The organism is Streptomyces dioscori (assembly GCF_003024195.1).
Classification (GTDB): Bacteria; Actinomycetota; Actinomycetes; order Streptomycetales; family Streptomycetaceae; genus Streptomyces; species Streptomyces dioscori.
The window spans coordinates 72,396-95,456 of the sequence record NZ_KZ679052.1; the positions used below are offsets into that span (position 1 = coordinate 72,396).

At 70.8% G+C, this 23,061-nt stretch carries 20 protein-coding genes and 2 pseudogenes; 8 read left to right on the plus strand and 14 right to left on the minus strand.

Features of this window, described 5'->3' with window-relative positions; genetic code table 11:
- Positions 1–28: 28 nt before the first annotated feature.
- Together C6Y14_RS32425 and C6Y14_RS32430 are read left to right on the plus strand one after the other, a co-directional pair.
- Positions 29–1,627 carry a GAF domain-containing sensor histidine kinase gene (locus tag C6Y14_RS32425; RefSeq protein WP_107020457.1) on the plus strand — a complete coding sequence of 533 codons (1,599 nt, stop codon included), beginning with the start codon at positions 29–31 and terminating at the stop codon, positions 1,625–1,627.
- Between the two features lie 207 nt (positions 1,628–1,834).
- Positions 1,835–2,884 (plus strand): M23 family metallopeptidase, encoded by a 1,050-nt coding sequence (locus C6Y14_RS32430; protein WP_107020458.1) that lies wholly within the window; start codon positions 1,835–1,837, stop codon positions 2,882–2,884.
- Positions 2,885–2,937: 53 nt separating this feature from the next.
- Here C6Y14_RS32430 and C6Y14_RS32435 read toward each other — a convergent pair whose 3' ends face one another.
- The 7 genes and pseudogenes from C6Y14_RS32435 to C6Y14_RS32465 form a co-directional block, all read right to left on the minus strand.
- Positions 2,938–3,807, minus strand: coding sequence for a Cof-type HAD-IIB family hydrolase (locus C6Y14_RS32435; protein ID WP_107020459.1), 870 nt, complete (start codon positions 3,805–3,807; stop codon positions 2,938–2,940).
- 218 nt (positions 3,808–4,025) lie between these two features.
- On the minus strand, positions 4,026–4,937 hold the full coding sequence (locus tag C6Y14_RS32440) for an LLM class flavin-dependent oxidoreductase (RefSeq protein ID WP_107020460.1): 912 nt from the start codon (positions 4,935–4,937) through the stop codon (positions 4,026–4,028).
- A gap of 149 nt (positions 4,938–5,086) precedes the next feature.
- A complete protein-coding gene (locus tag C6Y14_RS32445; protein WP_225891384.1) occupies positions 5,087–5,686 on the minus strand; it encodes an RNA 2'-phosphotransferase in 600 nt (199 codons plus the stop codon).
- A 122-nt stretch (positions 5,687–5,808) separates the two neighbouring features.
- Entirely contained in the window at positions 5,809–6,753 is a 945-nt protein-coding gene (locus C6Y14_RS32450; RefSeq protein ID WP_107020462.1) for a MerR family transcriptional regulator, read from the minus strand.
- Positions 6,754–6,812: 59 nt separating this feature from the next.
- Positions 6,813–7,712, minus strand: a complete 900-nt coding sequence (locus C6Y14_RS32455) for a metal-dependent hydrolase (protein ID WP_107020463.1) — start codon at positions 7,710–7,712, stop codon at positions 6,813–6,815.
- Positions 7,709–9,466: an SDR family oxidoreductase gene (locus C6Y14_RS32460; RefSeq protein ID WP_107020599.1), complete on the minus strand. Its 1,758-nt coding sequence runs from the start codon at positions 9,464–9,466 to the stop codon at positions 7,709–7,711. Before C6Y14_RS32460 ends, C6Y14_RS32455 begins: the two co-directional genes overlap by 4 nt.
- Before the next feature lie 59 nt (positions 9,467–9,525).
- Positions 9,526–9,780, minus strand: a pseudogene (locus tag C6Y14_RS32465) (M24 family metallopeptidase); the annotation flags it as partial.
- Between the two features lie 223 nt (positions 9,781–10,003).
- On the opposite strand from C6Y14_RS32465, the gene C6Y14_RS45600 reads away from it, so the two are divergent.
- The 6 genes from C6Y14_RS45600 (at position 10,004) to C6Y14_RS32495 (ending at position 14,293) form a co-directional block, all read left to right on the plus strand.
- A complete protein-coding gene (locus C6Y14_RS45600; protein WP_263973111.1) occupies positions 10,004–10,138 on the plus strand; it encodes a hypothetical protein in 135 nt (44 codons plus the stop codon).
- Positions 10,139–10,238: 100 nt separating this feature from the next.
- Positions 10,239–11,249 (plus strand): ABC transporter ATP-binding protein, encoded by a 1,011-nt coding sequence (locus C6Y14_RS32475; protein ID WP_107020465.1) that lies wholly within the window; start codon positions 10,239–10,241, stop codon positions 11,247–11,249.
- Positions 11,239–12,162 (plus strand): ABC transporter permease subunit, encoded by a 924-nt coding sequence (locus tag C6Y14_RS32480; RefSeq protein ID WP_107020466.1) that lies wholly within the window; start codon positions 11,239–11,241, stop codon positions 12,160–12,162. The genes C6Y14_RS32475 and C6Y14_RS32480 overlap by 11 nt, the downstream gene beginning before the upstream one ends.
- A gap of 49 nt (positions 12,163–12,211) precedes the next feature.
- Positions 12,212–13,123: an ABC transporter ATP-binding protein gene (locus C6Y14_RS32485; RefSeq protein WP_107020467.1), complete on the plus strand. Its 912-nt coding sequence runs from the start codon at positions 12,212–12,214 to the stop codon at positions 13,121–13,123.
- An 11-nt stretch (positions 13,124–13,134) separates the two neighbouring features.
- Entirely contained in the window at positions 13,135–13,854 is a 720-nt protein-coding gene (locus tag C6Y14_RS32490) for an ABC transporter permease (RefSeq protein ID WP_107020468.1), read from the plus strand.
- A 166-nt stretch (positions 13,855–14,020) separates the two neighbouring features.
- Entirely contained in the window at positions 14,021–14,293 is a 273-nt protein-coding gene (locus C6Y14_RS32495) for an SGM_3592 family protein (protein WP_107020469.1), read from the plus strand.
- Positions 14,294–14,610: 317 nt separating this feature from the next.
- On the opposite strand, the gene C6Y14_RS32500 is transcribed toward C6Y14_RS32495, so the two are convergent.
- The 7 genes and pseudogenes from C6Y14_RS32500 to C6Y14_RS32530 form a co-directional block, all read right to left on the minus strand.
- A complete protein-coding gene (locus C6Y14_RS32500) occupies positions 14,611–15,504 on the minus strand; it encodes an HAD family hydrolase (RefSeq protein ID WP_107020470.1) in 894 nt (297 codons plus the stop codon).
- Positions 15,501–16,778, minus strand: a complete 1,278-nt coding sequence (gene serS / locus C6Y14_RS32505) for a serine--tRNA ligase (protein ID WP_107020471.1) — start codon at positions 16,776–16,778, stop codon at positions 15,501–15,503. Before serS ends, C6Y14_RS32500 begins: the two co-directional genes overlap by 4 nt.
- A 589-nt stretch (positions 16,779–17,367) precedes the next feature.
- Positions 17,368–18,300, minus strand: coding sequence for a prephenate dehydratase (pheA, locus tag C6Y14_RS32510; protein WP_107020472.1), 933 nt, complete (start codon positions 18,298–18,300; stop codon positions 17,368–17,370).
- Between the two features lie 68 nt (positions 18,301–18,368).
- On the minus strand, positions 18,369–19,667 hold the full coding sequence (gene efeB / locus C6Y14_RS32515) for an iron uptake transporter deferrochelatase/peroxidase subunit (protein WP_107020473.1): 1,299 nt from the start codon (positions 19,665–19,667) through the stop codon (positions 18,369–18,371).
- An 8-nt stretch (positions 19,668–19,675) separates the two neighbouring features.
- The gene (locus C6Y14_RS32520; protein ID WP_107020474.1) at positions 19,676–21,724 is read right to left on the minus strand and encodes a copper resistance CopC/CopD family protein; all 2,049 of its coding nucleotides are present in this window, start codon (positions 21,722–21,724) and stop codon (positions 19,676–19,678) included.
- 137 nt (positions 21,725–21,861) lie between these two features.
- A pseudogene (locus C6Y14_RS32525) lies at positions 21,862–22,323 on the minus strand (copper chaperone PCu(A)C); the annotation flags it as partial.
- Positions 22,320–22,994, minus strand: a complete 675-nt coding sequence (locus tag C6Y14_RS32530; RefSeq protein ID WP_107020476.1) for an SCO family protein — start codon at positions 22,992–22,994, stop codon at positions 22,320–22,322. The gene C6Y14_RS32530 and the pseudogene C6Y14_RS32525, both read right to left, overlap by 4 nt.
- Between the last annotated feature and the right edge of the window lie 67 nt (positions 22,995–23,061).

Consider the following 23,061-nt stretch of genomic DNA (forward strand, 5'->3'; position numbering starts at 1 on the left):
GACAAATGGGACTAACTAGGCTCGGTGCATGTCAGTCGAGCCGGGCTCCGGTGGCGCCCCGAACCCAGACGACGTGCCGCGGCTGCTGGAGGCGATGCGGGCGGTCGGCAGCGGTCTGCAGCTGCGGTCCACGCTGGAACGGATCTGCGAGACCGCGGCGGAACTGGCGGACGCGCGGTACGCGGCTGTCGGGCTGACGGCGGAGTGCGGGGACGGCCTCGCCGAGCACCCGGGCCCGGACGCCGACGGGAAGCCGGTCAGGTGGATCGGGCGGCTGCCGGACGGGTACGAGGGAGCCAGGGGGACCGAGGAAAGCTGTCGTCCGCCCGAGGCCGGCTTCCTGGCCGTCCCGATCCGCGTACAGGGCGAGAGCCTCGGCACCTTCTACCTCGCCGAGAAGCGCGACGGGCGCCCGTTCGGCGAGCACGACCTCGACATGGTGCGCGTACTGGCGCGCGAGGCGGGCATCGCGGTGGGGAACGCGCGCCTGTACGGGGCCGCCAAGCGGCGTGAGCGCTGGATCGACGGATCCGTGGCCGTCACCACAGCGCTGCTCTCCGGAGGAGACGCCGACGAAGCCCTCCAGGTGGTCGCCGAACAGGCCCGCCGGCTCTCCGACTCGATGGCCGGCCTCGTGCTCCTGCCCGCGGCGGCGGGCGGACTGGAGATCGTCGCCGTCGCGTCCGAGCACCCGTCGAGGGCACTGGGCCTCGTCGTACCGCCCGAGAACGCGGTGGCGGGCCAGATCCTCGCGGGAAACGCCGTGTTCGTCGAGGACGCGGCCTCGGACCCGCGGATGCTCGCGGACCTCTCCCGGGGCTACGGGCCGACGATGCTGCTTCCCCTCCAGAGCGGCGGCCGGGTCCTGGGGACCCTCGTCATGGCCCGCGCGGCGGACGCCCGCCCGTTCACTGATACCGAGCGCACCCTGGCGACGCAGTTCGCCTCCCAGGCGGCGCTCGCGCTGATGATGGCCGAGGCACAGCGGGACCGGGAACAGCTCGCGGTCTACGAGGACCGTGACCGGATCGCCCGTGACCTGCACGATCTCGTCATCCAGCGGCTGTTCGCCACCGGGATGCTGCTGGAGAGCGCGCAGCGGCGGTCCGTGCTGCCCGAGGTGCGCAAGGGTGTCGGCAAGGCGGTCGACGAACTCGACGTCACCATCCAGGAGATCCGCACGGCCATCTTCGCGCTGCAGCAGGGACCCGCGGAGTTTCCGACCCGGCTGCGGACGCGCGTCCTGCGCGAGATCAACATGGCCGCCGTACCGCTCGGCTTCAAGCCGTCGCACCGCTTCGTCGGGTCCGTGGACACGGTGGTCGGTGAACTCACCGCCAAGAACCTCGTCGCGGCCCTCCGCGAAGCCCTGTCCAACGCCTTCCGGCACGCGGGAGCGTCCCGTATCGACGTCACCGTGGACGCGACCGTACGGCTTCGGGGCGAGGAGACCGGCGTACGTCTGACGGTGACGGACGACGGTGTCGGCATCCCCGAAGGAGGCCGGCGCAGCGGGCTGAAGAACCTGAAGCGCCGCGCGGAGTCGCTGGGCGGGGACAGCTGGTACGGCCCGGGGGCCGGGGAGGACGGCGGCGGCACGTCGGTGGTCTGGGAGGCGCCGTACTGAATCAGGGACAGGGCTGGGCCGGGCGGAGGCCGTACAGGGTGGGGGTGGGGGCGAGCCGCCGACGCGTGCGCCGGTGTGCGACTCGCTGAAGTGGCGTCGGCGAGACCCCTGTTCGGCTCAGCGCAGTGGTCCATCCGTGGCGACCGCTCCCCCAGGTGTACGACGTGAACAGGACCTGAGCCGTCCGCGCGCGACACGATCCATGTCATGCGCTCACGTCGACCTCACCGTCCTCTGCTCGTCACGGCGCTGTCGTGCGCGCTGGCCGGCCTGGCGGCGGGACCGGCGACGGCCACCGGGGACGCCGACGGCTCCGGCGGGGTCGGCGCCGAGGTCGTACGGCTGTACGAGGAGGCGTCAGTGGCGGCGCAGCGGTACGAGGCGGGGCGCCGCGAGGCCGATGAGCAGCGGGGCCGGGCCCAGCGGCTGGAGCGGCTTCTCGACCGGGGGCGGCGGGACATCGCCGTGCTGCACGGGGACCTCGGCCGTATCGCACGTGCCCAGTACCGCACCGGCGGTGGGCTCCCGCACACCGTGCGGCTGCTGCTCGCGGACAGCCCCGAGGAGCTGATGCGCGGTCAGCGGGTTGTCCGGCAGGTGGATCTGGCGGTCGACAACGCCGTCACCAAGAGCCGCCGGGCCGAGCGCAGGCTCGCCGCCGACGAATCGAAGGCGGCCTCCGCATGGCAGGTGCTGGAACGGCGCAACGACGAACTCGCCGGGATCAAGCGCGGCATCGAGCGGAAACTGGAGGAGGCCCAGGGCACGCTCCAGGGACAGGCGGACGCCTCGGCCGCCGCCGGTGCGTGCCGGGGCCCGGCCCGGCTCGACCAGCCGGACGAGGCCTTCACCCAGCCGTGGATCCCGCCGGTGGAGACGTACGGACTGTCCGCGGGGTTCGGCAGCGGCGGTGAACGCTGGGCGAGCCGGCACACCGGGCAGGACTTCGCGGTGGACATCGGTACGCCGGTGCGTTCGGTGGGCCGGGGACGGGTGGTGAAGGTGTCGTGCGGCGGCCCGTTCGGCATGGAGGTCGTGGTGCGGCACACGGGCGGCTACTTCACGCAGTACGCCCATCTGGCGGCCGTCACCGTGGATCAGGGGGAGCGGGTGTCCACCGGACAGTGGGTCGGCCAGTCGGGCACGACCGGCAACTCGACGGGCCCGCATCTGCACTTCGAGGTACGTCTGACGCCGCAGCCGGGCTCGGGAGTCGATCCCCGGGAATGGTTCGCCGAGCGGGGAGTACGGCTGTGACCGAATGAGCGGGCGGGCCGGCCTGAGGGAGCGGGCCGGCTGCCGACCCTTTCCTACCGGCGCTCCGCGAGTATCCGCTCGATGACGACAGCCACGCCGTCCTCGGTGTTGGCGGCCGTACGGCCGGACGCCGCGGCGATCACGTCGGGGTGCGCGTTGCCCATCGCGTACGACGTGCCAGCCCACGTGAGCATCTCCACGTCGTTCGGCATGTCACCGAAGGCGACGACCTCCTCGTGCGAGATCCCGCGCTCGGCGCAGCACAGCGCGAGGGTGCTGGCCTTCGAGACGCCGGGGCCGCTGATCTCCAGCAGCGCGCTGGGGCTGGACCGGGTCACGTTGGCCCGGTCGCCGATGGCCAGCCGGGCGGTCATGAGGAAGTCGTCCGGGGCGATCTCGTGGTGGAACGCGAGGATCTTGAGCACCGGCTCGTCGGCACCCGGGGCGTCCGGCGCCAGAAGTTTCTCGGCGGGCGCGACGGTGTCGGGCGCCTCCAGGTGCAGCTTCGGGTACGCGGGCTCCTGGTAGAAGCCGTACGTCTGCTCGATGGCGAAGAGGGTGCCGGGAGCGGCGTCGCGCAGGAGACGTACGGCGTCGAGAGCGTTCTCCCGCGCCAGTTCGCGCACCTTGACGAAGCGGTGGGCGCCGGGGCCGCCGTGCAGATCGACCACGGCGGCGCCGTTTCCGCAGATGGCGAGGCCGTGGCCGTGGACGTGCTCACTCACGACGTCCATCCAGCGGGCCGGGCGCCCGGTCACGAAGAAGACCTCGATGCCGGCCGCCTCGGCGGCGGCCAGGGCGGCCACCGTGCGCGGAGAGACGGACTTGTCGTCGTGCAGCAGGGTGCCGTCGAGGTCCGTGGCGATCAGGCGGGGCGGGAGGGGGGAGGCCGGAGTCCCGGGCCGTCGGGTCGCTGAGGTCACTCCGCCATTCTCCCGCATATGCGCGCACGGGCGTGCGGCGGTCCGCACATGTGAGTGACGTAACCCCTCACCTGCCCTTTTCCGCCTCACACGCCGCAGCCGCTGGGCGGGGGCGCCCCGGAAGGGGCACGGGGAACCGCGCGGGCAACCCGGCACGACCCGCAGTCGCGTACCGGGCCCCCGGCCCCTCCCCGCTGGGCGCCGCCCTGCACCGGGCGTCAGCCCAACTGAGCGACCGCCTCCAGCGCGATCTGCTCGAAGACCTTCTCGTCCGCCGCGAAGTCGGAGCCCGGGATGGGCCAGTGGATCACGATGTCCGTGAAGCCCAGCTCCACATGGCGGCCCGCGAAGTCGACGAACGCGTCGAGGGACTCCAGTGGACGTCCACGGTCCGGGGTGAAGCCGGTGAGCAGGACCTTGTCGAGCTCACGCACATCGCGCCCGACCGTCTCGCACGCCGCGGCCAGCTTCTCCGTCTGTCCGCGGAGGGCGTCCACCGACTGCTCGGGCGTGCCCGCCTGGAAGAGCTTCGGGTCCCCGGTGGTCACCCACGCCTGTCCGTGCGCGGCGGCGAGCTTCAGCCCGCGAGGCCCGGTGGCGGCCACCGCGAAGGGCAGCCGGGGGCGCTGCACACACCCGGGGATGTTGTACGCCTCACGCGCCGAGTAGAACGTGCCGTCGTACGACACGGTGTCCTCGGTGAGCAGCCGGTCGAGCAGCGGTACGAACTCGCCGAAGCGGTCGGCGCGCTCGCGCGGCGTCCACGGCTCCTCGCCGGTGCGCAGCAGTGTCGTGGCGTCGAACCCGGAGCCGCCCGCGCCGATGCCCAGCGTGATCCGGCCACCGGAGATGTCGTCGAGGGAGATCAGTTCCTTGGCCAGGGCCACCGGGTGCCGGAAGTTCGGAGAGGTCACCAGGGTGCCGAGGCGCAGCCGGTCGGTGGCGCCCGCGGCGGCGGTCAGGGTCGGCACGGCGCCGTACCAGGGGCCCTCGCGGAACGTCCGCCAGGCCAGGTGGTCGTAGGTGAAGGCGGTGTGGAACCCGAGCTGCTCGGCGCGCTGCCAGGTGGAACGCCCTCCCTCGTGCCAGCGGAGGTAGGGCAGGATCACGGTGCTCAGGCGCAGACTCATGCCGCAGAGCCTAAGCGCAGCGGTGCGGCACACCGAAGCGGCCGACCGGCCGGGGTGGCCACCCCGGCCGTGGCCACGGCCGGAGCCCCGCTGGGCGGACGGCAGCGACGCGAGGCGGCCCGCCGCGAGCCACCCGGCCCACCGGGTCGTCAGTGCGTGGCCGGAAACCGCAGGTAGCGCGGGGGCACGGCCGCCGTGAGCCAGACGCCGTTGGCGCTGACGGTGAAGACGTGCCCGTCGCGGCTCATGGCGCCGGCGTCCACGGAGAGGACGACGGGGCGGCCGCGCCGGGCTCCGACGCGGGTCGCCGTCTCGCGGTCGGCGGAGAGGTGCACGTCGTGCCGGTCCATGGGCCGCAGACCCTCGGCGCGGATCGCGTCCAGACTGCGGGCGACGGTGCTGTGGTACAGGTACGCGGGCGGGGTCGCCGACGGCAGTCCCAGGTCGACCTCCACGGAGTGGCCCTGGCTGGCACGGATCCGGGTGCCCTCGATCGCGAAACGCCGCTTGTCGTTGTCGGCCACCACATGGTCCAGCTCGTCCCGGGTGAACGGGAAGCCGTGCGCCGCCGCCGCGGCCAGCAGGGTGCCGATCTCGACCCAGCCGCCGTCGTCGAGCGTGAGCCCGATCCGCTCGGGCTGGTGCCGCAGATGCTTCGAGAGGTACTTCGACACCTTCACGGTGCGCCTCTCGTCCGCGGGGCGTCTCCCGTCCGCGGTGCGCCTCTCGTCCATGGGTCTCTCGTTCATCCCGCCAGGGTGCCTGGAGAGACACTGATCACGCATTTGATTTTGGCCCGGAGGTTTGATCCACAGCCAAATGCGTTATCCACAGGCGTAGTTGAGGAATCTGTGGACAACTCCTCGACATTTCATGATGGTTCGTCAACTTCGGCCGTTTGAGGGCGGTGTGCGGCAAGTGCGTCCAAGGCCCGCGCCCTGACCTCGCGTTCCGCTGCCAGAGCGATGAACTCGGCCGCGTGCTCCACGCCGACAAGCCCTTCAACGGCGGTCATTGTCGCGGCCGGGACCGCCACAGTACGTGTCTCTTCCTGGTCCGCCCGGGGTTTCTCCACACCGAGATGCCGGCGCAGCTGTCGATGGGCGAACAGCTGCATGGCCCGCGCCAGTTCGGCGTCCACCGTCTGGCGTGCGAGCGGCCGCAGCCGGCGTACGAGCGCTGCCGCTTCCGTGGCGTCGGCGTCGTTCGGCGCGTGTTCGCCGAGATAGCGGGCGAAGACGTGCTCGGCCGTGAACTCCAGGAACCGGGAGGCGATGTGCTCCACCTGCCCCCTCAACTCCCGCAGATGACTGGAGATCGCGGACAGCGGGACGCCCGCCTCGTACAACTCCGCCGCCACCGCCAGTTCCTGGGGGCTCGGAACGAGGAACGTGTCGTCCTGCCCCGGGATCCGTTCGAGCACGCCCAGCTCGACCGCCTCTGCCACCGCCGCGTCGTCCGGGTGGCCGCCGAACCGTTCGTCGAGCTCTGCCCGCGAGATGTGGACCGCCTCCTCGTCCGTCCACGGTCCGTCGACCTCCGCGACCAGACCGAGCACGCCGCCCAGACCGCGCCCCGCGTCCCAGGCCTCCAGCAGCTCCTTGATGGAGGCCAGGGTGTAGCCGCGGTCCAGCAGGTCCGCGATCTGCCGCAACCGGGCCAGATGGGCGTCCGCGTAGAGGTTCGCGCGCCCGCGCCGCTCCGGGCGGGGGAGCAGCCCGCGGTCCTGATAGGCGCGGATCGTCCGGACCGTGGCGCCACTGCGGTGCGCCAGGTCCTCGATCCGGTACGCGGCGCCGGCCGGCTCGTCGATCACAGTCCCTGCCCTTCCGGTTCCGGGCCCTTGCGGTTCCCTGCCCGCCCGAGCGCCCGTCGCTAAGCGATCGCCGCCCTGCCGATCGCCCCCGCCGCGGCCCGGGCCGCGGGCGACACGGCCAGATACTCGACCGCGCGGCGCATCGAGCCCTCCTTCGAAGGATGGTACGAGCGCCGCAGATAACGCGGGACGGCCGAGCCGAGCTCCTTCCACGTGGGCAGCAGCCCCCTGCGCACCGCCCGGTTGTGCGCCCCGAGCGAATAGCGGAGTCTGCCCGCCAGTTGGGGATCGTGGCGTATCAGATGGCCCGCTCCCCACGCCCACATGTACAGCATCACCGGGGCCGTGACCGCCATGCCCGCGACCCGGCGCGCATACCGGGGCAGGCCCTCGCCGCCGCAGTGCTGGTACATGTCGAAAGCGACCGCGCGGTGCTCGACCTCCTCCGCGCCGTGCCAGCGCAGCAGGTCGAGCATGACCGCGTCGGACCCCGCCCCGTCCAGCCCTTCGGCGGCCAGCACCCAGTCGCCGAGCACCGCGGTGAACTGCTCTATGGCCGAAACCACCGAGAGCCGGAAGAGCAGCCACTCCCGGGCCGGTATCCGGCCCAGCGGCGGAGTCTCGCCCAGGATCGTCCGGAAGAGGAACTCGACGTGCTTCGTGTACGCGTCCGTGTCCAGCCGCTGCGCCGCCAGATGGTCGAGCACGTACGCGTGCTGCACGCTGTGCGTCGCCTCCTGCCCCATGAACCCCTTGACGTCCTTGAGCAGTTCGGGGTCGGTGACCAGCGGCAGGCCTTCCTTGAAGACCTTGACGAACCACCGCTCCCCCGCGGGCAGCAGCAGATGCAGCACATTGATGACGTGGGTGGCCGTCGGCTCGGCCGGTATCCAGTGGAGCGGGGTCCGCTCCCAGTCGAAGGAGACCCGGCGGGGCGTGATGGCGTGGTGCTCTGTCACAGCGGTGGCTCCATCCGTGCGATCGCGCGCAGTGCCCTGGGAGCGAAACGGGACATGAGACGGCCGCCGCGGGCCTCCACTGTCACGGGCACCACGGCCTGGTTGCGGACGACGGCCCGCACAACGGCCTCGGCGACCTTCTCCGGCGGGTAGTTGCGCAGTCCGTACAGCCGCGCCGACCTTTTCCGGCGCCGCTTCTCCTCTTCGGCGTCGACTCCGGTGAAGCGCGCGGTCGAGGTGATGGCGGTGTTGACGAATCCGGGGCAGATCGCCGAGACGCCGATGCCCTGGCCCGCCAGTTCGGCGCGCAGGCACTCACTGAGCATCAGCACCGCGGCCTTGGAGGTGCTGTAGGCGGGCAGTGCCTTGGAGGGCAGATAAGCGGCAGCCGACGCGGTGTTGACGATGTGGCCGCCCTGTCCGCGGTCCGCCATCTGTTTACCGAAGAGCCGGCAGCCGTGGATGACACCCCACAGATTGACGTCGAGGACGTTTCGCCAGTCCTCCACGGTGGTGTCGAGGAAGGAGCCGGACAGTCCGATTCCGGCGTTGTTCACGAGGACGTCGACCACCCCGTACTCGGCGGCGACCTTCGCGGCCAGTTGTTCCATGGCCTGTTCGTCCGAGACGTCGACCGTCTCGGCCCAGGCCTCCGGGGCGCCGGCTAGCCGGGACAGCTCCGCGGTGCGCGCCGCGCTCTCCGCGTCCCGGTCGACGGCCACCACGCGCGCGCCGGCCTCGGCGAACGCGAAGGCGGTGGCCCGTCCGATGCCGCTGCCCGCGCCGGTGACCAGGACGAGCTGCCCGCCGAAGCGCCCGGCGTGCGGGCCGCTCACCGCGGGCTCGGGCCGACCGCCCTCGGTCGAGGTCACGAACTCGGTGATCCAGGCCGCCACCTGGTCGGGCCGGGTGCGCGGGATCCAGTGCTTGGCCGGGAGGGTGCGGCGCACCAGCCGCGGGGCCCACTGCTCCAGTTCGTCGTAGAGCCGCTCCGAGAGGTAGGCGTCCCCCAGGGGCGTGATGAGCTGCACGGGCGCGTGGGCGTACGCGTCGCCGCGAGGTCTGCCCAGGCGGGGGCGGATGTTGTCGCGGTACAGCCACGCCCCGTTGGCTGCGTCCCTGGGCAGTGACGAGGTCGGATAGTCACCGGCGGGGATCCTCTCCAGGCGGCGCAGGATCTTCGGCCACTGCCTGCCGAGCGGGCCGCGCCAGGCCAGTTCGGGCAGGACGGGGGTGTGCAGCAGGTACACGTACCAGGACTTGGCGCCCTGACCGAGCAACTGCCCGACCTTGCGGGGCGTCGGACGCGACACGCGCTTCTTGATCCAGTGCCCGAAGTGGTCGAGGGACGGACCGGACATCGAGGTGAAGGACGCGATCCGCCCTCTTGTGCGCTCGACCGTGGTGAACTCCCAGGCCTGCACCGAACCCCAGTCGTGGCCGACCAGATGCACCGGCCGGTCCGGGCTGACCGCGTCCACGACCGCCAGGAAGTCGTCCGTGAGCTTCTCCAGGGTGAACCCGCCGCGCAGCGGCCGGGGCGCGGTGGATCTGCCGTGGCCGCGCACGTCGTACAGCACGACATGGAAGCGCTCGGCCAGGCGCCCGGCGACCTCGGACCACACCTCCTTGGAGTCCGGATAGCCGTGCACCAGCACCACCGTGGGCTGCGCCGCGGGATCGCCCCACTCGGCGACACACAGCTCGACACCGCCCGTACGCACCCGGCGCTCACGCGCGCCCGCGAGGGTCACCCGTCCTTCACCGAAGGGCACTTGCCCTTCGCCACGGCTCACACGTTCTCCGTCACGGCTCACTTTTCCTCCGCCCAGCGCCGCACGTGCGGCAAGTCGTCGTCCAGCCAGAACGCGCTCTGCCCGGGGTCCCGGGAGTCGGTGACCACGAGGATCTCCTCGAACTTCGCGCCCGTGCCCCGGAATCCGAGGTGCGGTTCGACCGCCCACAGGCCCGGACGCGGCGGATGGTCGGAGAAGCGGTACGGCGACCACAGAGGAGACCAGCCGTCGCGGTGGCCGTGCAGCGCGTCGCCCACCAGACCTTTCAGCGCGCCTCGGCGCACGCGTACGCGAGCCGCTGCACCTTCCTGAAACCGCCGAGCTCCGCGGCGAGCGGGCCTGATGGGGCCCCGGGCCGAGCAACTGCTGAGGTCATGCCACCGTCCGTTCCAAGCCGACTGCCGTACGCGCCCGTAACTTGACACTGATGAATGTGACCATTGTCGGCGGCTGCGTCAAGGGGTGGGTGCGGGACCTGTGGAAAACCGTGTGGTTGTGGACAACCCGGCCGGCCCTGACGAGCCGACCGTCCCGAGCGCCCTGGCCGACCCGACCGACCCGACCGACCCGACCGACCCGACCGACCCGGGCAAGCCGGGCACAGCGGCAGCCGTCGGTTGTTCGACCTGAGGGGGACCCCTACGGGCCCGTACGACTGGAGGGTGACAGCGATACAGCTCCCAGGTCTGACGACTGATGTGGCCTGCGCCACTACCTTCGGAATGTGACTGTGATCGCGACCGAAAGCCTGAGCAAGCGGTTCCCCAGGGTGACCGCTCTTGACCGGCTCTCCGTGGACGTCGGACCCGGTGTGACCGGACTCGTCGGAGCCAACGGAGCCGGCAAGTCCACACTGATCAAGATCCTGCTGGGGCTGTCCCCCGCCACCGAGGGCCGCGCCGCGGTGCTCGGCCTCGATGTCGCCACCCAGGGCGGCGACATCCGGGAGCGCGTCGGATACATGCCCGAGCACGACTGCCTGCCGCCCGACGTCTCGGCCACCGAGTTCGTCGTCCACATGGCGCGCATGTCCGGCCTGCCCCCGGCGGCGGCCCGCGAGCGCACCGCGGACACGCTGCGCCACGTCGGCCTCTACGAGGAGCGGTACCGCCCCATCGGCGGCTACTCGACGGGTATGAAGCAGCGCGTGAAACTCGCGCAGGCGCTGGTCCACGACCCGCAGCTGGTCTTCCTCGACGAGCCGACGAACGGCCTCGACCCGGTCGGCCGCGACGAGATGCTCGGCCTCATCCGCCGCATCCACACCGACTTCGGCATCTCCGTCCTGGTCACCTCGCATCTGCTCGGCGAGCTGGAGCGCACCTGCGACCACGTCGTCGTCATCGACGGCGGCAAGCTCCTGCGGTCCAGCTCCACCACGGACTTCACACAGCGCACGGCGATCCTCGCGGTCGAGGTCACCGACACGGACGAGCACCCGGACGGCACCGGCGCACTGCGCGACGTGCTCCACGCGCGCGGGGTCGAGACCCACGACGGCAGCGGGCTGCCGGGCGCGGGCCACATCCTCCTGCTCACCGCGCAGGGCGAGGAGACGTACGACCTCGTACGGGACGTCGTCGCCGACCTGGGCCTCGGTCTGGTGCGCATGGAGCAGCGCAGGCACCACATCGCGGAGGTCTTCAAGGACAGCGACGAGCAGGCAGCCAGGGACGCCGAAGCGCAGGCCCTGAAGAACGGCGACGAACAGCGGAAGGAGGCGGTCGGCCATGGCGGTTGAGCAGCCCCAGGCACAGGTTCCGGCTCCGGCGCGCGGCGGCGAGCAGACCCGGATCCACAACATCGGCTACCGCAACTACGACGGCCCCCGCCTGGGCCGCGCGTACGCCCGCCGCTCGCTCTACTCGATGTCGCTGCGCGGTTCGTACGGCCTCGGCCGCTCGGTGAAGTCCAAAGTGCTGCCGATGCTGCTCTTCGTGGTGATGTGCGTGCCCGCACTGATCATGGTCGCGGTCGCCGTCGCCACGAAGGCGAAGGACCTGCCCGTCGACTACACGCGCTACGCGATCATCATGCAGGCCGTCATCGGTCTGTACGTAGCCTCCCAGGGACCGCAGTCCGTCTCCCGCGACCTGCGCTTCAAGACCGTCCCGCTGTACTTCTCACGTCCCATCGAGACCGCCGACTACGTACGCGCCAAGTACGCGGCGCTCGCGTCGGCGCTGTTCATGCTCACCGCCGCACCGCTGCTGGTGCTCTACGTAGGCGCGCTGCTCGCCAAACTCGACTTCTGGGACCAGACCAAGGGTTTCGGACAAGGGCTCGTCTCCGTGGCACTGCTTTCCCTGCTCTTCGCCGGCATCGGCCTGGTCATCTCGGCGGTCACCCCGCGCCGCGGCTTCGGTATCGCCGCCGTCATCGCCGTGCTGACCATCTCCTACGGAGCGGTGTCCACGGTCCAGGCCATCGCCTACGACCAGTCCAGCACCGACGCGATCTCCTGGCTCGGCCTCTTCTCGCCGATCACGCTGATCGACGGGGTGCAGACCGCCTTCCTGGGCGCCACGTCCGCGTTCCCCGGCGGTGACGGTCCTTCGAGCGGCCAGGGCGTCGTGTATCTGCTCGCCGTCCTGGGGCTCGTCGCGGGCTGCTACGGCCTCCTGATGCGCCGCTACCGAAAGGTCGGACTGTGACCGCCCGCCCGTCGTCCGCCACCACCCTTCCAAGGAACGGGCCGCGCCCATGAGCACCCTCACCATCGACCACGTCTCGCGCTGGTTCGGCAACGTGGTGGCCGTCAACGACATCACGATGACCATCGGCCCCGGCGTCACCGGCCTGCTCGGCCCGAACGGCGCCGGAAAGTCCACCCTCATCAACATGATGGGCGGCTTCCTGGCCCCCTCCACCGGCTCCGTCACCCTCGACGGACGGCCGACCTGGCGCAACGAGGAGATCTACAAGCAGATCGGCATCGTCCCCGAGCGTGAGGCGATGTACGACTTCCTCACGGGCCGCGAATTCGTCGTCGCCAACGCCGAGCTGCACGGCCTCGGTGACAAGGCCGCGCACCGGGCCCTCGCCACGGTCGAGATGGAGTACGCGCAGGACCGGAAGATCTCGACGTACTCCAAGGGCATGCGCCAGCGCGTGAAGATGGCCTCCGCGCTCGTCCACAACCCCTCGCTGCTGCTGCTCGACGAGCCCTTCAACGGCATGGATCCGCGCCAGCGCATGCAGCTGATGGAACTGCTGCGGCGCATGGGCGACGAGGGCCGCACGGTCCTCTTCTCGTCGCACATCCTGGAGGAGGTCGAGCAGCTCGCCTCGCACATCGAGGTGATCGTCGCCGGACGGCACGCGGCGAGCGGCGACTTCCGCCGGATCCGCCGCCTGATGACCGACCGCCCGCACCGCTATCTCGTCCGCTCCAGCGACGACCGCGCGCTCGCGGCCGCACTCATCGCCGACCCGTCGACGTCCGGCATCGAAGTGGACCTTCAGGAGGGCGCACTGCGCATCCAGGCCGTCGACTTCCCCCGCTTCACGGCACTGCTGCCGCGAGTGGCCCGCGACCACGGCATCCGACTGCTCACGGTCTCGCCGTCCGACGAGTCCCTTGAGTCCGTCTTCTCGTATCTCGTCGCGGCGTAGGAGGCCGAAAGATGTACGACCCCACAGTCGCCCGGCTCACCTACCGCGGCCTTCTCGGCCGCCGCCGGGCCCTCATCCTGGGCGCCCTGCCCGTCCTGCTGATCGTCATCTCCGCGGCCGTACGCGGCTTCACGGGCGCCGACGACCAGGTGGCCGCGGACGTCCTCGGCGGCTTCGCGCTCGCCACGATGGTGCCCATCATCGGCGTCATCGCGGGCACCGGTGCGATCGGCCCCGAGATCGACGACGGCTCGGTCGTCTACCTGCTCGCCAAGCCGGTCAAGCGCCCCACGATCATCTTCACCAAGCTGATCGTCGCCGTCGCCGTGACCATGGTGTTCTCGGCGGTCCCGACGTTCCTCGCCGGGCTGATCCTCAACGGCAACGGCCAGCAGGTCGCTGTCGCCTACACCGTGGCCGCGCTGGTCGCCTCGATCGCGTACGCCGCGCTGTTCCTGCTGCTCGGCACGATCACGCGGCACGCGGTGGTCTTCGGGCTCGTATACGCCCTCGTGTGGGAGGCGCTCTTCGGGACGCTGGTCTCCGGGGCGAGGACGCTGAGTGTCCAGCAGTGGTCGCTCGCGGTGGCCCAGAAGGTGTCCGGCGGCGACCTCGTCACCTCCGACGTGAGTCTCACCACCGGCACGGTGCTGCTGGTCGTGGTGACCGTCGCCGCCACCTGGTTCGCGGGACAGAAACTGCGGACGCTGACGCTGGCCGGCGAGGAGTAGGCCTCCCCGGGGCCCCGGAAGGCGGGGCTTCGGGTGGCCGATGCGGCTCCACGCGCGCGTGGAGCCGCATTTGTCTTTGATCCCGCGGTGGAATTTTGATCTTGAAGTGGGTTTTACGCCGGTGACGGCACACTGGCCCGAGGGGATGCGACGAGGAGGAACGGGGATGGCAGCACAGGCGCCACGCGGTGACGGACGCGGTGACGGACAGGGCCCAGGCGAAGGCCGGGGGGAGTCCACCGAGGAGGTCTGGGACGAACTCGTCCTCGACGAGGACTTCGTGCGGTCCGCCGATACGGAGGAGCCGTCCGCGCGCGCCCGTATGCTCGCGGCCCGCTGGCGCGAGGGCGGCCCCGATCCGCAGCCCTGGCGCTCCGACGAGCCGCCCGCGGGATGGTTCTTCAGCAAGGCGCGGCGGCGCAGGTGGCGGCGCCGCTGATCTCTGTCGCCCGCTGTGTGCCGGGCGCCCTTTTATTCGGCGGTGTCCGATTATTCAGTGGCGTCCGACTCGTCCCGCGGGCACAGTGGACATGTCCAGGCCGCCGGATTCCTCCGGCGCCGCAGTCCGGGTGAGGAGCACGGCGATGCCCGTCAGTGGCGGTTCGTCGAGCTCCCGAGAGGGCAGCGTGCGGGCTCCGGAGTAGTCAGCTCCGTCGAGTCCGCCCCGTACGGGAGCTGCCCGGGGCGGCCGCTTCGAGCGCGTACCTCCGCGCGGGCCGCCCCTCCCGGGCGGGACCCAGAGGTGCCGCGGAGCCGCTAGCCCAGCAGCCTCTCCAGCACCACCGCGATGCCGTCCTCGTCGTTCGACAGGGTCATCTCGTCGGCCACGGCCTTGAGTTCGGTGTGGGCGTTGGCCATCGCCACGCCGTGTCCCGACCACGCGAACATCGGTATGTCGTTCGGCATGTCGCCGAAGGCGATCGTGTCGGCGGCCTTCACGCCCAGGCGGCGGGCCGCCAGGGAGAGCCCCGTGGCCTTGGACAGGCCCAGGGGCAGGATCTCCACGATGCCCTCGCCCGCCATCACGATGTTCACGAGAGAGCCCGCCGCCGCCCGCGCCGCGGACGTCAGCTCGTCGTCGGTGAGACGGGGATGCTGGATGTACATCTTGGTCAGGGGCGCGGCCCACAGCTCGGCCATGTCGGTGAACGGCACGGACTGCAGCAGGCCCTGCACCCGGTAGCCGGGGCCGACCAGCACGTCACCGTCGAGTCCGTCGCGGCTCGCGGCGAGGGCCAGCGGGCCGACCTCCGCCTCGATCTTGGCGAGCGCGAGCCCCGCCAGCTGCCGGTCGAGCGTCACCGACGTGAGCAGCCGGTGCGCCCCGGCGTCGTACAGCTGGGCGCCCTGCCCGCACACCGCGAGGCCCTCGTACCCGAGGTCGTCGAGGATGTGCCGGGTCCAGGGCACCGCCCGGCCGGTGACGACGAGGTGCGCGGCACCCGCCACGGTGGCCGCGGCGAGTGCCTCGCGGGTGCGCTCCGAGACGGTGTCGTCGGAGCGCAGCAACGTTCCGTCGAGATCGGTCGCGACGAGCTTGTACGGGAACGCCCCGGTCGCCCCGGACGACTGCGCTGTCCCGGGCGTATCGGAAGCCCCGGTGGACGCGGTGGACGCGCTGGAATCTGTGGGCTCGGTGGTGCCGGTCACTTGGAGATCGGCTCCAGCAGTTCACGGCCGCCCAGGTACGGACGCAGCACCTCGGGCACCCGTACGGAACCGTCGGCCAGCTGGTGGTTCTCCAGGATCGCCACGATCGTGCGCGGGACGGCGCACAGCGTGCCGTTCAGGGTCGCGAGCGGCTGCACCTTCTTGCCGTCCCGCATGCGCACCGAAAGGCGGCGGGCCTGGAAGCCGTCGCAGTTCGAGGCCGAGGTCAGTTCGCGGTACTTGCCCTGGGTCGGGATCCACGCCTCGCAGTCGAACTTGCGCGAGGCGGACGAGCCCAGGTCGCCCGAGGCCACGTCGATGACCTGGAAGGGCAGCCCGAGGCCGGTCAGCCACTGCTTCTCCCAGTCGAGGAGCCGCTGGTGCTCGTTCTCCGCGTCCGCCGGATCGACGTACGAGAACATCTCGACCTTGTCGAACTGGTGCACGCGGAAGATGCCCCGGGTGTCCTTGCCGTACGTGCCGGCCTCGCGGCGGAAGCACGGCGAGAAGCCCGCGTAGCGCAGCGGCAGCTTGTCCGCGTCGAGGATCTCGTCCATGTGGTACGCCGCGAGCGGGACCTCGGAGGTGCCGACCAGGTAGAAGTCGTCCTTCTCCAGGTGGTACACGTTCTCCGCGGCCTGGCCGAGGAAGCCGGTGCCCTCCATGGCGCGCGGGCGGACCAGCGCCGGGGTCAGCATCGGGATGAAGCCGGCCTCCGTGGCCTGTGCGATCGCCGCGTTGACGAGAGCGAGCTCCAGGAGCGCGCCGACACCCGTCAGGTAGTAGAAGCGCGAGCCGGACACCTTGGCGCCGCGCTCGACGTCGATGGCTCCCAGCGCCTCGCCGAGCTCCAGGTGGTCCTTGGGTTCGAAGCCCTCGGCGCCGAAGTCGCGGATCGTGCCGTGCGTCTCCAGGACGACGAAGTCCTCCTCGCCGCCGACGGGGACGTCGGGGTGCACGAGGTTGCCGAGCTGCTGCAGGAGCCGCTTGGTCTCCTCGTCCGCCTCGTGCTGCTCGGCGTCGGCCGCCTTGACGTCCGAGGCGAGCCGGCCGGCCTTCTGGAGCAGCTCGGCCTTCTCTTCCGCCGAAGCCTTGGGGATGAGCTTGCCGAGCGCCTTCTGCTCGGAGCGCAGCTCGTCGAAGCGGACGCCGGACGACCTGCGCCGCTCGTCGGCGGAGAGCAGGGAGTCGACGAGCGCGACATCCTCTCCACGGGCGCGCTGGGAGGCGCGAACACGGTCGGGGTCCTCACGAAGCAGGCGAAGGTCAATCACCCCACAAGGCTACCGGTGCGGGGTTCCGGGACACGACCCGGTATTCCGATCTGTCGCTTCTGTCATGGTTTGCTGGAATTGTCGAGTCGTTTGAATTGTGCCGATCCGCGTCAATCGAAAAGGGCGCGGCTCCCTGGAACGGGGCAGGCGGGATGCGGTGGGTTGACTCGATTCCCTTGCGGGACAAGGGACTTGGCAGAGGGGTTGTCCACAGGAATCCACACCCTCGAAAAGTTATCCACAGGCTGTGCGAAAGATCTGTGGACATCGGAAGTGATCGTTCCGAAAGCCGCATTCGGGGCGAGGAATTCCCGAATCAAACCCTCTCTACACCCACGTTCGGGTGGAAATGGTTCCCTCTAAGGGATTGGTCAGGGAAAACAGGTGGACGAAGGGTGACCTGCGGGGCTGTGGACGCAGTTGTGGGCTGTAGGCCGATTTGTCGACTGTGTCGTGCTTCGTTGTCGACTTGTCCCCAGGTCGAGAAGCGAGCCTGTGGATAACTTTGTGGATGAAGAAAATCTACAGGTAGGACCAGCAGCTAGGACTGGTAGGCAGGCAGGCAGGCAGGACCAGCAGGCAGGACCGCCTAGAAGCGGCCGTCCTGGCAGCGAGCCAGCCAGTCCGAGGCTGCCGCGAACTCGCCGTCCGAGGTCCCGGCCCTCGGTGCGCGTACGTCCTTCGGGTCGACGTCGGCCTGCGGATAGGACCCGATGAACCGCACCTTCGGGCAGACCCGCTTGAGGCCCATCAGCGCCTCGGCCACCCGCCGGTCCGCGATGTGCCCCTCCGCGTCGATCGCGAAGCAGTAGTTGCCGATGCCCTCTCCGGTGGGCCGGGACTGCAGCAGCATCAGGTTGACGCCGCGGACGGCGAACTCCTGGAGCAGTTCGAGCAGGGCGCCGGGATGGTCGTCGCGCTGCCAGATCACCACGGACGTCTTGTCGGCGCCGGTCGGCGCCGCGGGCCGGGCGGGCCGGCCCACCAGGACGAACCGGGTCTGCGCGTTCTCCGCGTCGTGGATCTCGGTCTCCAGGGCCTCCAGGCCGTACCGCGCCGCCGCGAACTCGCCCGCGAAGGCCGCGTCGTACCGCCCCTCCTGCACCAGACGTGCGCCGTCCGCGTTGGAGGCCGCCGACTCCCAGATGACGTCCGGGAGGTTGTCCCGCATCCAGTTGCGCACCTGCGGCTGGGCGGCCGGGTGGGCGCTGACCGTCTTGATGTCGGACAGCTTCGTGCCGGGGCGGACCAGCAGGGCGAAGGTGATCGAGAGGAGCACCTCGCGGTAGATCATCAGCGGCTCGCCGACGGCCAGCTGGTCGATCGTCGTGGTGATGCCGCCCTCCACTGAGTTCTCGATCGGCACGAACGCGGCCTCGACCTCACCGGCCCGCACGGCGTCGAGCGCCGCCGGAACGGACACCATCGGGACGAGCTGCCGGGTGGCCGACTCCGGAAGAGTCCGCAGGGCCACTTCGGTGAAGGTGCCCTCGGGGCCGAGATACGCGTAGCTGGCTGGCATGGCCTCACCCTAATGGGCCTCGCGGAACTGGGCTCACGCTTCCCCAACCCCGCCCCGATGAGCGGATCTCAGCCCTCCAGCAACTTCTGACCCACGTACTCCCCCTCCGCCGCGCCGCCCGGCACCGCGAACAGCCCGCTCGACTCGTGCCGGATGAAGGTGGACAGCGCGTCCCCGCGGTCGAGCTTGCGCTGCACCGGTACGAAGCCGCGCAACGGGTCGGCCTGCCAGCAGACGAAGAGCAGCCCCGCGTCCGGCACCCCGTCCGCGTCGATGCCGTCGTGGAAGGAGAAGGGCCGCCGGAGCATCGCCGCGCCGCCGTTCTCGTCGGGCCGGGTGATACGGGCGTGCGCGTTGATGGGGACCACCAGCTTGCCGTCGCCGCCGGTCTTCTCCAGATCCATCGCGGTCGTCTCGGTGCCGCCGGACAGCGGCGCCCCGTCGGACTTCCGGCGGCCGATCACGTCCTCCTGGTCCTTGACCGACAGCTTCTCCCAGTCGTCGAGGAGCATCCGGATACGGCGTACGACGGCGTACGAGCCGCCCGCCATCCAGGCCGGGTCGCCCGCGTCGGGCACGAAGATCCGCCGGTCGAAGTCGGACTCCGAGGGCTTGGGATTACGGGTGCCGTCGATCTGGCCCATCAGATTGCGGGCCGTCAGCGGTCGTGTGGTGGCGCCGGGCGAGCGGTTGAAGCCGTTCATCTGCCAGCGCACCCTGGCCGCCCGGCCCGCGTCCTGCTGGATCGCGCGCAGGGCGTGGAAGGCGACCAGGGAGTCGTTGGCGCCGATCTGGACCCACAGGTCGCCGTTGCTGCGGGCCTTGTCGAGATGGTCCGAGGAGAAGTCGGGCAGCGGGTCGAGGGCGATCGGGCGCAGCTTCTCCAGTCCCGTACGGGCGAAGAAGCTGTGGCCGAAACCGAAGGTGACCGTGAGGGACGAGGGTCCGGCGTCGCGTGCCACGTCCGTGTCGTCGTGCGCGGACGCCTCGCCCGCCATCAGCCGCTCGGCGGTCGTCGACCAGCGCCGCAGCAGGGCCGCCGCCTCCTTGCGGCCCGCGCCCGCCGCCAGGTCGAAGGCGACGAGGTGGCCCTTGGCCTGCAGGGCGTTCGTGATGCCCGGCTGATGTTTCCCGTGAAACATCACCTCGTCCGCGCCCACCGAGTTGAGGAGCGCGGTCCGGTCGGCGGCGGGCGCGGCGGCGTAACCGGCGGCTCCGCCCGCCGCACCCAGCGCGAGGCCCGTGGCACCGGCGGTGCCGAGCAGGCGCCGCCGGGAGACGACGCCCCTGGAGCCACCGGAACCGGAATCAACCCCCTTGGGGGGAGCTTTCGGAACAGGGGTCTTCGGAGTGGACTGTTCAGCCATGGTGTCGTTCAGCCGATCTGCGCGTTCTTGTCCACGGTCACCTGGTCGATGTCGGACGTCCGCACGGTCACCTCGATCTGCCAGCTGCCCGCCATGGGGATCTGCACCCCGCTCGCCGTCCAGTGTCCGGTGGCGATGCGGTCGGGGACCACGGGCAGCGGGCCGATGTCCTTCGCCTTGAGGGTGAAGGCGACCTTGACCTCGGGGATGTCGAAGGCCTTGCCGTTCGGCCGCTCCACGTAGACGTGCATGTCGTTGCCGCCGACGCGGGCCGGGTCCAGTTCGACGCGGGCTATCCCCTTGCCGTCCTGGCCGCCCGTGTCGAACGGGATGTCCAGCGACAGCGCCTCACCGGTCTGCTCCGCGGTCGCGGCGGCGGTGGCGGCCTTCGCCTCCTCCTCCGTACGCCCCGGTTCGGTGGACGTGAGCACGGTGGTGACGGCCAGCAGGACGACCGCGACGCCCGCCTCTGCGAGCACCGAGCGGCGCAGGCCCGAGCGGAGCGGGTCGGCGTCGCGCAGGCGCTTGTCGCGCGCGGTGGCCGCGGCGGCCCGCTGCCGGGCCAGCTGGGCGGCACGCTTGCCGCCGCCCCCGCCGTCGCCGCCCGCGGGGACCTTCTCCTTGTCCTTCGCGTCCGGGCTTTCCTCGGACCCGGTGGATGTTTTGGAGCCCTTGGCCCCCTTGGAGCTGTTGGACGCCTTGGCTCCCTTGGCTCCCTTGCCCCCGGCCGATCCCGTCGATCCCGTCGATCCAGACGTTCCGGCCGAACCGGTCGACTTCTTCGAAGCCGTGGCCCCGACCGAGGCCTTCGCCCGCTCCTTGGCAGGCGCCGGCGTCTGCGCCAGCCGTGCGGTCCAGCGTCGCGAGACGAACGCGATGCCGACGAGGACGACCACCAGGCCGACCTTGATCATCAGCAGCTGCCCGTACCAGGTCCCGGTGAGCGCGGACCACGAGCCGACCTGCCGCCACGACTGGTAGATCCCGGTCACGACCAGCACGGCCACGCTGCCGAACGCGACCTGCGAGAAGCGCTGTACGGCGGACCGTTCGATCGAAGGTGCCCGGTAGAGCACCACGAGCAACGTCGACAGCCCGCCCAGCCAGACCGCGACGGCGAGCAGATGCAGCACGTCGGCGGGCATCGCGATGCCCGCCTGGAGACCGGTCGAGGCGTGCTCGGCCATCGCCCACGTCGCGGCGAGACCGGCCGCCACGACGAACCCGCCGATGGCGAGCCCGAAGGTCAGATCGCTCTTCTCCTCCTCGTCCTCGCGCTTCTCGTACGCCCCGAAGAGCACGGCGATGAACAGCGCGGCCGCGGCGAGCAGCAGCAGCCTCGACACCAGGGCGGCGCCCGTCTTGGTCTGCAGCACGTCGCTGAGCAGGTTCAGGTCGAAGATGTCCCCGAACTTCCCCGACCCGGTGTACGACCCACGCAGCATCAGCATGGCGAGCGTGGCCCCGGTCAGGGCGAGCCACCCGGAGACCACGAGCCGCTGCACCGCCCGTACACCGGTGCCGCGCTGCCAGCAGGCCAGCACGAAGGCCGAGCCGCCGACGAGCAGGATGAATCCCGCGTACGACACATAGCGCGCGAAGCCGTAGAGGCCGCCCACGAGCCCGCCGCCGGCCTCCTGGTCGGACACGGCGACCGTGGTCGTGGAAGGCGCGCCGATGGAGAAGGTGAAGGCGCCGGAGACGGGATGGCTGTCCGCGGACACCACCTGGTAGGTCACGGTGAACGTGCCGTCGGGCAGGCCCGAGTGCAGCTTCACGGCGTACGTGTTGCCGCCCTGCCCGGACGTCTTGCCGGTGTCGACGCGCTTGCCCTTGGGGTCGAGCACGCGCACCGAACTGTCGGACATCGCGACCTGCTCGGAGAAGGTGAGCGACACCTGGGCGGGGGCCTCGGCGACCACCGCTCCCTGCTGGGGGTCGCTCCCGGTCAGGGCGGCGTGCGCGGAGACGGGCACGGCCCCGGCAAGGAGCGCGCCGGTGACGGCGAGGAGCAGCAGCAACAGCGTCCGCACACGGGGAGCGATGGTCTGGCTCAACGGTGTTCCCTCCCTCAGTGGTGCGATGTCGTGAACGGAACGGACAGAGTGGACAGAGCAGGCAGAGCGGACACGGTGGATGGGTCGGTCGGGGCGGTCGGATCGGAAGACGACCGCGAGGACGACTTCGTCGCCGCGGACGGCTGGTAGGTGGCGGACTTCACCGGCATCTCGACCTTGATCGGATCGGACTCGGTGAAGCGCAGCTCCAGGGACACCGTGTCGCCCTCCTTCGGCTTGCGCTTCAGCTTCTCGAACATGAGGTGGTCGCCACCGCTTTCGAGGACGAGCTTGCCGTGGGCGGGGATGTCGAGGTCCTTCACCTGCTCCATCGACTGCCCGACGGTCGTGTGGATGGTGACCTCGCCGGCCACGTCGCTGGTGACGGAGGACAGCCGGTCGTCCGCGCCGCCGTCGTTGGCGATGACCAGGAAACCGGCCGCCATGGAGTCCGACACGGGCTGCGGCATGTAGGCGGAGCCCACCGAGAGCCCGCCACCGGAGCCGCCCGAGCCGTCGGAGTCCGAGTTCCCGCAGCCCGTCAGGATCAGTGCGGCGGCAGCCACGAGGGCCGCCGCGGACGCCGTACGACGGGTCACGGCCTCGCGCCCTTGATCAGCGCGGGGAGGTCCTTGGTGTAGTCGTCGACGGTGGCGTCCTCGCCGTACAGCACGTAACCGCCGTCGGTCTTCGGGGAGAAGGCGATGACCTGCGTGCCGTGCATGGAGGTGACCTTGCCGTCCTTGCCCTTCGTCGGCGCCTCGATGGAGATGCCCAGCGTCCGGGCGCCCGCCTGGATCGTGTCGAAGGAGCCGGTCAGGCCGACGACGTCCGAGTCGATGCCCTTGAGCCACTTGCCGAGCGCGGCGGGGGTGTCACGCTCCGGGTCGGTGGTGACGAACACGATGCGCAGCGAGTCCTTCTGGGCCTGGGACAGCTTCTTGTCCTGGGCGAGCTGCTTCTTGGCGACGGCGATGTTGTTCATCGTCAGCGGGCAGACGTCGGGGCAGTTGGTGTAGCCGAAGTAGATGAGCGTCGGCTTGCCCGCGGTCGCCTCGCGGAGGTCGTACTTCTTGCCCTGCGTGTCGGTGAGGACCAGGTCCGGCTTCTCGAACGGCTTGTCGAGGACCGTGGCGGCCTTGTCCGAGCCGGTCCCGGTGGACACCTCGGCGACGGCGTTGTCACCGCCGCTCTCGCCGCTGCCGCAGCCGGAAAGGGTCAGAGCGGCCGCGGCGAACAGAGCGGCCACGGCGTACGTCTTCTTGCGCATAGTGCATTCTCCTGGGGACCCCGCACCCGATCTCCTGGGTACGGGCCCCGGCCCCGGCCGGAAACGG